General features: G+C 59.6%; 13 protein-coding genes. 7 read left to right on the forward strand and 6 right to left on the reverse strand.

Features of this window, described 5'->3' with window-relative positions:
- Nucleotides 1-112: 112 nt before the first annotated feature.
- Nucleotides 113-640 (reverse strand): RNA pyrophosphohydrolase, encoded by a 528-nt coding sequence (locus AAY24_RS09220; RefSeq protein ID WP_046859435.1) that lies wholly within the window; start codon nt 638-640, stop codon nt 113-115.
- A gap of 192 nt (nt 641-832) precedes the next feature.
- On the opposite strand from AAY24_RS09220, the gene AAY24_RS09225 reads away from it, so the two are divergent.
- Nucleotides 833-1,489, forward strand: coding sequence for a histidinol-phosphatase (locus AAY24_RS09225; protein ID WP_046859436.1), 657 nt, complete (start codon nt 833-835; stop codon nt 1,487-1,489).
- A gap of 55 nt (nt 1,490-1,544) precedes the next feature.
- A complete protein-coding gene (locus AAY24_RS09230) occupies nt 1,545-1,745 on the forward strand; it encodes a hypothetical protein (RefSeq protein WP_046859437.1) in 201 nt (66 codons plus the stop codon).
- A gap of 174 nt (nt 1,746-1,919) precedes the next feature.
- Here the strand turns inward: AAY24_RS09230 and AAY24_RS09235 are convergent, their stop codons facing one another.
- Entirely contained in the window at nt 1,920-2,369 is a 450-nt protein-coding gene (locus AAY24_RS09235; protein ID WP_234422148.1) for a hypothetical protein, read from the reverse strand.
- 201 nt (nt 2,370-2,570) lie between these two features.
- On the opposite strand from AAY24_RS09235, the gene AAY24_RS09240 reads away from it, so the two are divergent.
- From AAY24_RS09240 to AAY24_RS09260, 5 genes are read left to right on the forward strand one after another with little or no spacing between them, the layout of a single operon-like run.
- Nucleotides 2,571-4,379, forward strand: a complete 1,809-nt coding sequence (locus AAY24_RS09240) for an NAD(P)H-dependent oxidoreductase subunit E (RefSeq protein ID WP_234422149.1) — start codon at nt 2,571-2,573, stop codon at nt 4,377-4,379.
- The gene (locus AAY24_RS09245) at nt 4,376-5,098 is read left to right on the forward strand and encodes a 2Fe-2S iron-sulfur cluster-binding protein (RefSeq protein WP_046859439.1); all 723 of its coding nucleotides are present in this window, start codon (nt 4,376-4,378) and stop codon (nt 5,096-5,098) included. The genes AAY24_RS09240 and AAY24_RS09245 overlap by 4 nt, the downstream gene beginning before the upstream one ends.
- Nucleotides 5,091-5,630: an NADH-quinone oxidoreductase subunit B family protein gene (locus AAY24_RS09250; protein WP_046859440.1), complete on the forward strand. Its 540-nt coding sequence runs from the start codon at nt 5,091-5,093 to the stop codon at nt 5,628-5,630. The genes AAY24_RS09245 and AAY24_RS09250 overlap by 8 nt, the downstream gene beginning before the upstream one ends.
- Nucleotides 5,623-7,128 carry a Ni/Fe hydrogenase subunit alpha gene (locus AAY24_RS09255; RefSeq protein ID WP_046859441.1) on the forward strand — a complete coding sequence of 502 codons (1,506 nt, stop codon included), beginning with the start codon at nt 5,623-5,625 and terminating at the stop codon, nt 7,126-7,128. The genes AAY24_RS09250 and AAY24_RS09255 overlap by 8 nt, the downstream gene beginning before the upstream one ends.
- Nucleotides 7,125-7,613, forward strand: coding sequence for a hydrogenase maturation protease (locus AAY24_RS09260; RefSeq protein ID WP_046859442.1), 489 nt, complete (start codon nt 7,125-7,127; stop codon nt 7,611-7,613). Before AAY24_RS09255 ends, AAY24_RS09260 begins: the two co-directional genes overlap by 4 nt.
- Before the next feature lie 108 nt (nt 7,614-7,721).
- Here the strand turns inward: AAY24_RS09260 and clpB are convergent, their stop codons facing one another.
- The 4 genes from clpB to AAY24_RS09280 all read right to left on the reverse strand — a co-directional run bounded on the left by clpB (nt 7,722) and on the right by AAY24_RS09280 (nt 12,212).
- Complete coding sequence (clpB, locus tag AAY24_RS09265; RefSeq protein ID WP_046859443.1) at nt 7,722-10,298, reverse strand: ATP-dependent chaperone ClpB; 2,577 nt, start codon at nt 10,296-10,298, stop codon at nt 7,722-7,724.
- Nucleotides 10,299-10,368: 70 nt separating this feature from the next.
- Nucleotides 10,369-11,082, reverse strand: a complete 714-nt coding sequence (locus AAY24_RS09270) for a lysophospholipid acyltransferase family protein (RefSeq protein WP_046859444.1) — start codon at nt 11,080-11,082, stop codon at nt 10,369-10,371.
- A 96-nt stretch (nt 11,083-11,178) separates the two neighbouring features.
- On the reverse strand, nt 11,179-11,703 hold the full coding sequence (def, locus tag AAY24_RS09275) for a peptide deformylase (RefSeq protein ID WP_046859445.1): 525 nt from the start codon (nt 11,701-11,703) through the stop codon (nt 11,179-11,181).
- Nucleotides 11,704-11,705: 2 nt separating this feature from the next.
- On the reverse strand, nt 11,706-12,212 hold the full coding sequence (locus AAY24_RS09280; protein ID WP_046859446.1) for a glycine cleavage system transcriptional repressor: 507 nt from the start codon (nt 12,210-12,212) through the stop codon (nt 11,706-11,708).
- Between the last annotated feature and the right edge of the window lie 59 nt (nt 12,213-12,271).

Here is a 12,271-nt window from a genome sequence, read left to right on the forward strand (position 1 = left end):
CGGGGTACGTTGCCGGGCAGCAACGCAGATACCCTGTCCCGCCCGGGGTGGTCCGGGCATCCGGGTAGTTCCAACCGGCACCCCACTTCAGGATGCCGATCGGTTGGGTTGGTTACGGGCGCCGATTCTGGCGCAGATAGTTGGCCTGTGTCCGGGCGGGCGGGCCTTCCGGAAACAACAACGGCGCCAGCTCTTCAAGCGCCCGCACGTAGACCTTGCGCTTGAAGTAGACCACTTCGCGTAACGGATGCCAGTACTTTACCCAACGCCAACTATCAAATTCCGGCTTGGGGGCGTGATCCAGGCAGAAATCTGTCTCTTCACACAGCACCCGCAGCAGATACCAGAGCTGTTTCTGGCCGATGCACAACGGCTTGCAGTGGCGGCGCAGAAACCGTTTCGGCAAACGGTATTTCAGCCAGTCTGACGTCACACCCATGATCTCCACCTGGTGCTGACGCAGCCCCACTTCCTCTTCGAGTTCACGAAACATCGCCTCTTCCGGCGTCTCGCCCTCGTTGATCCCGCCCTGGGGGAACTGCCAGGCATCCTGCCCTATTCGTCTACCCCAGAACAGTTGCCGCTGATTATTGCAAAGTATGATACCGACGTTAGGTCTATACCCTTCTGAATCAATCAAAGGAAAACCTATCTAAAATCAATAAACTGACTTGATTGTTCCATAATTTACCGTACCCCGGCAACCACCAGCACACATATCCGGCAGCTTGCCGGAACCGAAACGGGTCAGGTTTTCCCTCCCGGCATGACTTATATCGCTGCAGCTTTCCAGGTTAAAATGCTCGCCCCCGACACATGAGGAGCATAAACCTTGGCTTTAGCGATATTCGATCTCGACAACACCCTGCTGGATGGCGACTCCGACCACCTCTGGGGGGTATTCCTGGCCGAGCAGGGGATTGTGGATGGGGAGTGGTATGAGCGCGAAAACAACCGTTTCTACCAGGAATATAAGGAGGGACGACTGGATATCTTCGAATTCCTGCGCTTCTCCCTCAAGCCGTTGAGTGAGCATCCGCCGGCCCAGTTGCAACAGTGGCACCAGGCATTTATGCGGGAGAAGATCGAACCGATCCTGCTACCCGCCGCCCGCGCGCTGGTGGACAAACACCGGGCCGCCGGTGACACCCTGATGATCATCACCGCCACCAATGCCTTTGTGACAGCGCCGATCGCCGCAGCTTTCGGCATCGATAACCTGATTGCCACCGAGCCGGAGATGGTTAATGGACGCTACACCGGCAGGGTAGCGGGCACCCCCTGTTTTCAGGAGGGCAAGGTGGTCCGGTTGCAACAGTGGCTGGAACAGCATCAGCAGAGTCTTGCCGGCAGCAGTTTCTACAGCGACTCCCACAACGACCTGCCCCTATTGAACCAGGTCGAGCGTCCGGTCGCAGTGGACCCGGATGAGATCCTGGCACAACATGCCAATACCCACGGCTGGCCCATCATCAGTCTGCGCCAGTGAACCACATGCTATAGTCAGGCTATCCATAGGGCTTACATGGCAGACTGAGAAACCAATGAAGCAAAAACCCTTTCTTCTGATAATGGTGGTTCTGATCGGCGTTATTATCTATGCCTATAACGCGCCGGAGAAATCCCCGGAATCGGCCAGCACCCTGACGCCGAAGCAGTATATTGAGCTGGTGGAGAAGAAAAAGGAGGCGCGGAGGGCTCAGGACAAGCAGGACGAGACCAGGGAGAGCAATAAAACCAGGTAATAAACCTGAATCCCTTCTGGGAGTAACAGGCGCCCCACCACTGGCCGGGCCGGCAGACCAGATTCCGACTAGCGTTATTCGATAAACTCCAGCGGGTTTCGTTGTGGCGGGTTTTATGGGAATGGGCAGATAGTTTCCGGCAAAAACGCTTGCAGATGGATGCAGACCCCGCCCTTAGAATCTTCTGCAGACTGAGCGCTCATCCGGGTTTTCCACCGCATCCACGATGGCGTTGATAAACTGGCCCAGTTCGTCGGTACTCAATACATCCAGAATCCGGTTGAGCAGTTTCGGGTCCACCAGCGCCTGCACGGAACGCCCGTCGCTGAGATTGACGCTGACCCCGGCAGTATGCACATGCTCGGTTTCGTCGGCCTGCTCCACGAACAGCGCTTCGTTCATATCCAGCATCTCGTCATAGTAAGCCTCGATGTCATCCATCAGGCTGTCATCGGTATCTTCCGGCAAGCGCACCATAAAGCCCTGGGTTTCACTGGCGGAGAGCGGTTGCAGCCCTTTATCTTCCAGAAAAGTGATGAATTGCTGCCAGGGACGTTCGTCAAAAAAGATATATTCCAGCATGGAGGGGACCTTGATCCTGCTATAACGGGTATGCAGCAACATTCTTCACATTCAAGGCCTGAATGCAAGAATCGGCCATTGCCAGCCCCTATGCCCGGTGGATTGATCGAGCGCAAGATCCCGGCAAATACCCTCATTGTTCCAAGGATTCCCTGCTCAAACGGGAGTGCCGGAAGGAGATGAATTACGCTATAGTGGACTGAGCCGAATGTATTCGCTATTGCATTCACACTATTGGAAACCATGGACTCCAAAATGACCGGAGACAATCCATATCAGAACACACAGGCCATGCATGGAAGCGGGGAACAGGACCCGTTCAACCTGCTCCAGATCCTGATCGGTATTCAGCAGTCGTCCCACTACATCCCGGAAGAGGCAATCCAGCATCTCGCTGAGTCACTCGGCCTGAGCCGGACGTTTATCCTCGGAGTGATCGAGTTCTACAGCTTCCTGCACCGCTCACACCGCGGCGACTATGAAGTTCTGTTCAGCGACAACATCACTGACCAGATGCAGGGCAGCCGACTGCTGGCTGAGCGTCTCGCCAGCCGGCTATCAGTCAAAATCGGCCAGACCCGCGACGATCAGCGAGTCAGTATCGACTACACCTCCTGTACCGGCATGAGCGACCAGGGGCCGGCGGCACTGGTCAATGGCCGCACCGTTATTGGCCTGACGCCGGAACGGATCGATCAGATTGCGGCGCTGGTGGAACAGGCCGTGCCCCTTGCCGAGTGGCCGGCCGATCTGTTCCTTGTTCACGACAGGGTTGAGCGCCGCGACCTGGTACTCAGCGCTGACTATACCCCGGGAGCCGCACTGCGACGCCACCAGACCGAGGGTACAGCGGTAATTCTTGACCAGCTGAGCCAGGCCGGACTGCGGGGCTGTGGTGGGGCCGGTTTCAACACGGCACAAAAGTGGCAGATCTGCGCCGACACTACCGCTGCCGAGCACTATGTGGTCTGCAATGCGGACGAAGGGGAACCCGGCACCTTCAAGGATCGTTACCTGCTGCAGGCGGAAGCGGACCGGCTGTGCGAGGGTATGACCCTGTGCGCGGCTGTTATCGGCGCCCGCCAGGGATTCATCTATCTGCGGGGCGAATATCGCTACCTGCTGGAACCGTTGCAACGCACCCTGCAACAGCGTCGGGAGCAGGGCCTGTTGGGTCCCAACATCCTGGGCCAGGAGGGTTTCGACTTCGATATCCACATCCACCTGGGAGCCGGCGCCTATATCTGTGGTGAAGAGTCGGCCCTGATCGAATCACTGGAGGGCAGACGCGGCATTCCCCGGATCCGTCCCCCCTTCCCGGTAACCCGGGGCTACCGGGACATGCCCACCGTGGTGAACAATGTAGAGACCTTTATCAACGCCGCCATGATCACACAACACGGTGCGGAGTGGTTCTGTTCCGTCGGTACCGCCAAATCCCCCGGCACCAAGTTGCTCAGCATTTCGGGTGATTGCGATCAACCGGGCATCTATGAATTCCCCTTCGGCACCTCCATAAACGACATACTGGCGGCCTGCGGAGCTCACCACACCCAGGCGGTGCAGATCGGTGGGGCCGCGGGTCGACTGATAGCGCCGAATGAATTCGACCGCGTCCTGGCCTTTGAGGATCACGCCACCGGTGGATCCTTCATGGTGTTCAACCAGGGCCGGGAACTGCTCAATGCCATTGATAACTTCACCCGGTTTTTCCGTCACGAAAGCTGCGGCTTCTGTACCCCCTGCCGGGTCGGTACCAGTATGTTGACCAAGCAGATGAAAAAAGTGATGGTGGGCCACGCCACTATCCGGGATCTTGATGAACTCAGTACCCTGGGCAATCTCATGCAACAGACCAGCCAGTGCGGCCTGGGACACACCGCCGCCAATCCAATTCTGGACGGCCTGGAGAAGTTCCCGGGCATTTTCCAGGCGCGCCTGCGCTCCACCAGTTTCGAGCCGGCATTTGACCTGGATGCATCCCTGGAAGAGGCCCGCAACCTGACTGGCCGCAACGACCCAGGCGCCCATGTTAAGGGAGGTGGCGTATGAGTGGCAGCTTCAGCATCGACGGTGTGACCGTACCGTTCACCGAGGGGCAGACCATCATGGATGCCGCCCTGGCCGCGAAGATCTATATCCCCCATCTCTGTCACAATCCGGAGTTCGTCCCCCAGGGCAGTTGCCGGTTATGTTGCGTGTCGGTTAATGATCGCATGGTCGCCGCCTGCACCACCCCGGCCGCTGACGGGCTGGAAGTGGCCAATGAGACCCACGAGATCACCACCCAGCGACGCCTGCTGTTGAAACTGCTGTTTGTCGAAGGTAACCACGTCTGCCCTGCCTGCGAAAAGAGCGGGGCCTGCCAACTGCAGGCGGTGGCCTACCACTGTGGCATGCTGGCCCCTGAGTTTGTCCACTTCTACCCGAAACGGGAGGTGGACGCCTCGCACCCGGAGATGATCATCGACTTCAATCGCTGCATCCTCTGTGAACTGTGTGTCAGGGCCAGCCGGGATTACGACGGCAAATCCGTGTTCAACATCAGTGGCCGGGGCATCAACGCCCACCTGACCGTCAACTCACCCAGCGGCAAGCTGGGCGACTCCAACTTCAGCGCCCATGACAAAGCGGCCCGGGTCTGCCCGGTGGGTGCCATCCTGCCCAGGAATCATGCCTACGAAACACCCATCGGCCAGCGCCTGTATGATCAGGAGTCGATCAGTCAGGTGGGAGACGTAGCCAGTCACCAGGAGCTCAGTGATGACTGACAAGATTAAAATCGCCACCGCCTCTCTGGCCGGCTGTTTCGGCTGCCACATGTCCCTGCTGGATATCGATGAGCGACTGATCGAGCTGGTGGCCCACGTGGAATTCGACCGGTCACCGCTGACCGACATCAAGGAGATCGGCCACTGCGACGTGGGCCTGATTGAAGGGGGTGTGTGCAATTCAGAGAATGTGGAGGTATTGAAGGCGTTTCGGCAACAATGCAATCTGCTGGTGGCGGTCGGGGCCTGCGCCATCAATGGCGGCATCCCGGCCATGCGCAACCACTACAGCCTGACAGAGTGCCTCGATGAGGCCTACCGCAACGGCACCAATATCGAGCAGCCCCAGATCCCCAGCGATCCGGAGTTGCCCCTGCTGCTGGACCAGGTCCACCCGATCCATGATGTGGTCTGGGTCGATTACTTCCTACCCGGCTGCCCCCCTTCCGGCGACACCATATTCACTTTCCTGGATGAACTGCTGTCGGGTAAACCGATCCAGTTCGCCTACAAGCAGATCCATTATGACTGACAACACGCCAACCGACATCAACCGCCTGGAGACCGCGAAGCATCCGGAAAAACTCCGGCGCATCGCCATTGAACCGATCACCCGGGTAGAGGGCCACGGCAAGGTCACCCTGCTGCTGGACGATGAAAACAGGATCCAGCAGGCGCGCCTACATATCGTGGAGTTCCGGGGATTCGAGAAGTTTATCCAGGGCCGTCCCTACTGGGAGTTACCGGTGCTGGTACAGCGACTTTGCGGTATCTGCCCGGTCAGCCATCACCTGGCGGCCGGCAAGGCGATCGATCAACTGGTCGGAGTGGACCAGTTGACCCCCACCGCCGAGAAAGTTCGCCGCCTGATGCACTACGGCCAGATTCTGCAATCCCACGCCCTGCACTTTTTCCATCTCTCCTCGCCGGACCTACTGTTCGGATTTGACAGCGACATCAGCCAGCGCAACGTGGTGGGACTCATCGAGCAGTATCCGGAACTGGCCAAACAGGGCGTGCTGCTGCGCAAATTTGGCCAGGAAGTGATCCGGGTCACCGCCGGCAAACGGATTCACGGCACCTGCGCCATTCCGGGCGGTGTCAACAAGTCTCTGGACAGCGGCGAACGGGATTACCTGAAACAGGATCTTGTCCAGATGATCGCCTGGGGACAGGAGGCGCTGGAACTGGCCCGCCGCCTGTTCCTGGAAGCGCGGGAGCAGCACCGGCGATTTGCCCGCATCGACACCCCGATGATGAGCCTGTGCCGCGACGACGGGGCGCTGGAGCTGTACCACGGCAACCTGCGGGTGGTCGCGGGCGATGGCAGCAAACTGCTGGATAACATTGATTCGCGGGATTATCACAAGCACATCCGGGAGCAGGTGAAATCCTGGAGCTACATGAAATTCCCCTATCTGCAACAGTTCGGCACGGAGCAGGGCTCCTACCGGGTCGGCCCCCTGGCCCGGATCAACAGCTGCGACTATATCGACACCCCACTGGCGGAACAGGCCCGGGTCGAGTTCCGCGCCCTGGAGCCAGACGGGCTGGTGCAGTCCACCCTCGCCTACCACTGGGCCCGCATGCTGGAACTGCTGCACTGTATCGAGAAGATCCAGCAACTGCTGGATGACCCGGACCTGCTGGGCGACGAGCTGACACGGACCGGGGAGATGGGCTCCCGGGGCATCGGCGTGATCGAGGCGCCCCGGGGTACCCTGATCCACGACTATGAAATCAACCCGGACGGTCTGGTGACCCGGGCCAACCTGATTGTCTCCACCACCCACAACAACCGGGCCATGAACGAATCGGTCAGGGCGGTGGCGGCGGATCTGTTCAATGGCCAGGAGATCACCGAGGGGATGCTGAACAGTATCGAGGTGGCGGTCCGCGCCTACGATCCCTGCCTCTCCTGCGCCACCCACGCCCTGGGCAAAATGCCCCTGGTAATTGAGTTGCAGGAGCCGGATGGGCGCATCGTCGACCGGTTGATCAAGGATACCCGGGGTGAACTGAGCCGTTGAGCCGCGCCCCGGTTGTCATTATCGGCTACGGCAATCCCTCCCGGGGCGACGACGCCCTGGGGCCGTTGCTGCTGGAGCGGCTGGAGCAGTGCCCGGATATCGCTGCCGGCATATATGAGCCGATCACCGATTTCCAGCTACAGATTGAACACGTCACCGATCTGGAGCAGCGTCAACTGCTGCTGTTTGCCGACGCCTCGGTCTCGGCCGAGGCACCGTACGGATTTAGCCGCCTGACCCCACTGCAGGATCACAGCTACAGCAGCCACAGTTTGAGTCCGGCCACCCTGCTGGCGGTTTTCGAACAGGTCTATGGAATCCCGCCGCCACCCGCCTACCTGCTGACCATGCCCGGTTACTCCTTTGAGCTGGGTCAGCCACTCAGCCCCCGGGCCGCCAGCTATTTCGAACAGGTGGTGGATTTTGTACGGGGATTGTTACAGCAGCCGCAGAGGGCGTTCTGGGACCGGGCAATTCGTCACTGAAGCGCGACCTGGCCCAACCCGGAATGAAAACAGGGGCTGCAGCCAGCACTGACTTCAACCCCTGCGGTTTGTCGATCAACCGACCGGTTGACCCGGCCGCTCTTCCGATCATCCCTGGTTGAAAAGCAAGCCCCCATCCGAGGCGTCGACCTGGATGGTATCTCCCGGGCCAAAGCGGCCACTGAGAATCTCCTGGGCCAGCGGATTCTCCAGCTGCTGGCGGATCGCCCGCTGCAGCGGCCGGGCACCGTAAACCGGGTCGAATCCGGCCTCGCCCAACCGATCCAGGGCCGCCTCGGTGAGTTTCAGCTCCATCTCGTGATCGGCCAGACGCTGCTCCAGGTAGCCCACCTGAATCTCCGTGATAGCGCGGATCTGCTCGCGACCCAGCGGATGGAAGACCACGATATCGTCCACCCGGTTGATGAACTCGGGACGGAAGTGCTGACCCACGACCTCCATCACGGCACGCTTCATATCCTCGTAACGCTCCTCGCCCGCCATGCTCTGAATCAGGTCGGAACCGAGGTTGGAGGTCATGATGATAACCGTGTTACGGAAATCCACCGTACGTCCCTGGCCATCGGTCAGGCGGCCATCATCCAGCACCTGCAACAGCACGTTGAACACATCCGGATGGGCCTTCTCCACCTCGTCCAGCAGGATCACCGAATAGGGCCGACGACGCACCGCTTCGGTCAGGTAACCACCCTCCTCGTAGCCCACGTAACCGGGAGGCGCACCGATCAGGCGTGCCACCGAGTGCTTCTCCATGAACTCGGACATATCGATCCGCACCATGGCCTCTTCTGTATCAAACAGGAAATCCGCCAGCGCCTTGGAGAGCTCGGTCTTACCGACACCGGTGGGACCCAGGAACAGGAACGAGCCGTTCGGCTGGCGCGGATCGGAGAGCCCGGCCCGGGAGCGGCGAATCGCATTGGAGACAGCGGAGATACCTTCGGCCTGACCGATTACCCGCTTGCCCAACTCCTCTTCCAGGCGCAGCAGCTTGTCTCGCTCGCCCTCCAGCATCTTGCTCACCGGGATACCGGTCCACTTGGAGATCACATCGGCAATCTCCTCCTCGGTCACCTTGTTGCGCAGCAGTTTCATCTCCTGCATCTCGGCCTGGGAGGCCATATCCAGCTGCTTCTCCAGCTCCGGTATACGGCCGTACTGCAGCTCAGACATGCGACCCAGATCACCGGCACGACGGGCGGTCTCCAGCTCCAGCCGGGCCCGTTCCAGGTCCTCCTTGATGTGGGCGGTACCCTGCAGGGCCGCTTTTTCCGACTTCCAGATCTCATCCAGATCAGAAAACTCCCGCTCCGCCTTCTCGATATCCGCCTCCAGCTGGGCCAAGCGCTTTTTCGAGGCGTCATCGGACTCTTTCTTAAGTGCTTCCCGCTCGATCTTCAGCTGTATCAGCCGCCGTTCGAGGCGATCCATCTCCTCCGGCAGGGAGTCGATCTCCATGCGGATCTGGGAGGCCGCCTCGTCGATCAGATCGATCGCTTTGTCCGGCAACTGACGGTCGGTGATGTAACGGGTGGAGAGGGTGGCAGCCGCCACGATCGCCGGGTCGGTAATATCCACGCCATGATGCAGCTCGTAACGCTCTTTCAGGCCACGCAGAATGGCGATGGTGTCTTCCACCGTCGGCTCATCCACCAGCACCTTCTGGAAACGCCGCTCCAGCGCCGCATCTTTCTCGATGTACTGGCGGTACTCATCCAGGGTGGTGGCACCGACGCAGTGCAGCTCACCCCGGGCCAGGGCCGGTTTGAGCATGTTGCCGGCATCCATGGCGCCTTCCGCCTTGCCGGCGCCCACCATGGTGTGCAGCTCGTCGATAAACAGGATGATCTGCCCCTCCTGCTTGGCCAGGTCATTCAATACCGCCTTCAGGCGCTCCTCGAACTCACCGCGAAACTTGGCGCCGGCGATCAAAGAACCCATATCCAGGGAGAGCAGACGTTTGTTTTTCAGTCCTTCCGGCACTTCGCCGTTGATAATGCGTTGCGCCAGTCCCTCCACGATGGCGGTCTTACCCACGCCGGGCTCACCGATCAGCACCGGGTTGTTCTTGGTACGACGCTGCAGGACCTGGATGGTACGGCGAATCTCGCTGTCCCGGCCAATGACCGGATCCAGCTTGCCCTGCTCGGCCCGCTCTGTCAGGTCGATGGTGTATTTCTCCAGCGCCTGGCGCTGCTCTTCCGCGTTGGGATCATTCACCTGCTGGCCACCACGCAGGTTTTCGATCACTTTTTCAATCGGCGCCTTGGCGGCCCCCGCTTTGCGCAGCAGATCACCCAGCTGCCCCTTGTCATCCAGGGCTGCCAGTACGAAGAGTTCACTGGAGATGTATTGATCCTTGCGCTGCTGCGCCAGTTTGTCGCACTGGTTAAGCAGTCGGCCCAGGTCATTGGAGATGTGTAGATCCCCGGCCGCGCCTTCTATACTGGGCAGCCGATCCAGGATATCCCCTAGGCCGGATCGCAGCTGGTTGATATTGACGTCCGCCTGACTCAACAGGTGGCGCACCGTGCCACCCTCCTGATCCAACAGCGCCAACATCAAGTGTACGGGTTCGATGAATTGGTGGTCCCGTCCCACCGCCAGGCTCTGGGCATCCGCCAGGGCCATCTGGAATTTACTTGTCAATCTGTCCATTCGCATGGAAATTACTCCGATATTTCTAAGGTTACCCAGGAGATGGGGCAATCGATATCGGAATTCAACTGAATATTCAGATCGCTAACGGGTTCTCTTGATCCTCGTCACCTTCCAGGATGCCCTGTACCAGGGTCTGTAACTGATCCCGGCCCCAGGCTTCGGGATAGATCACGGAAGCGGCCTTTATGCGTGCCCGACTGCGTAGCAGCACACCGCCGAACACGCTCCCGGCACCACGAATGCCGCTGATACGGTGCGGATAGATGGGTGCGCCGGTGATCTGGGAAAGACGGATGGCACCGGCCTTGATGCGGCGGGGTGGATCCGAATCCAGGTGGATCCGGCCATGGGGAAACAGCGCCACCACTTCACCACTGCGCAGACAGCGCAACGCCTCCCGCAACGCCTGTTCCGGGCGCTTTTCCCGATCCACCGGAATGCAGCCGATAGCCCGGAACAGCCAGTTGAGGCCGAAGCGCTGATACTCTTCCCGGGCAATGATAAAGCGCAGCGGACGGCGGGCCGAGGCGGCCAGCAGCAGGGGATCGAGTCCCGACACGTGATTCGCCACCACAATCGCCGGGCCTTTCTTCGGCAGACGCATGCCGATCCGGTTGAGCCGATGATAGCGATAACAGAACAGCCGATTGAGCCCATCCAGCAGATTGACCCAGTCGTGCCCCCAGTCGACCCGGTTGGCACGGCGGCAGGCCCGGTAGAGCCGCTGCAGCGACCACAGCAGCAGGGCGATCAGCAGGAACCAGAGAATGACATCTATGGATGGCATACACACTCCAGCCGCAGGGTGGACACAGTTTCGTACCCACGCCAATAGTATGAAGACGAAATCCTGCCCGGATACACCAGAGCGCTCCGGACAGGACTATTTTTTCGACTTGCCACCTTTCTGGTAAACCTTGCGCTGAAACAGGTCGGTACGCCGGCTCACCACCCGGTCGATAAACAGCATGCCGTCCAGATGATCCAGTTCATGCTGCACGGCGCGTGCCTCGTAACCTTCCATTTCGTACTCCAGCGGTTCACCCCAGGGATCCTGGGCACGGATCCTGATCCGGGTGGCTCGAATCACGTTACCGGTATAGTCAGGCACCGACAGGCACCCCTCCCGGCCCATCTCGAACCCGTCCCACTCGGTGATCTCCGGGTTTACCAGAATCATGTAGCCATGATTGGGCACCGGTTTCCGGGTATTGGAGACATCCACAATCACGATGCGTTGAAACCGCCCCACTTGGGGGGCGGCGATGCCGACCGCGGCGGGGCCGTCACGCCGGGTCTGCTCCAGGTCATCGATAAAGGCGCGCAGTTCATCATCAAACCGTTCGACCGGCTCCGATACCTGCTTCAGCCGTTCATCGGGTATTTTTAAAATTTCCAGAACTGCCATTGTTATCCAATCAGTGTCTCAATCGGCGACACCTGCACATCGATATCACCCAGATTATCCAATGCCGCTTCCAGCGACTCCAAGGGCAGGTCCGTATACCCCTGGATATGCATGATGTAGACCGGTCGCTCGCTGGAACCGGCCACGTCCGACTCCAGTTCCAGTATGTTCAACCCCTGCTCGGCCAGCAATCCGGTCACCTGGGCAACAATGCCGGCACGATCGGCACCGGTCACCCGCACCTGGATATTGGGCACCACGTGTTGATGCAGTGAACCGGCAATTTCATCCACATGCATATGCAACCCCAGGGCATCCGCCACCGGTTGCAACACCGATTCAACGGTGCCCTCGCCGGTCACCATCATCATGATGGTGAAGTTACCCCCCAGGCGGATCATCGAGGCCTCGCCCAGATTCCAGCCCGCCTGGTACAGGGCATTAGTGACCTGCCCCACGATGCCGGGCTGATCGGCGCCGACCAGGGTCAGCATTTTCCAGTCATTCATCTCTCTTTCCCCCGTTGTTAAACGGTTGTTATTTCAATTCGTCGGGCGGCCACCCAGCA

The organism is Sedimenticola thiotaurini, from assembly GCF_001007875.1.
Taxonomy (GTDB): Bacteria; Pseudomonadota; Gammaproteobacteria; order Chromatiales; family Chromatiaceae; genus Sedimenticola; species Sedimenticola thiotaurini.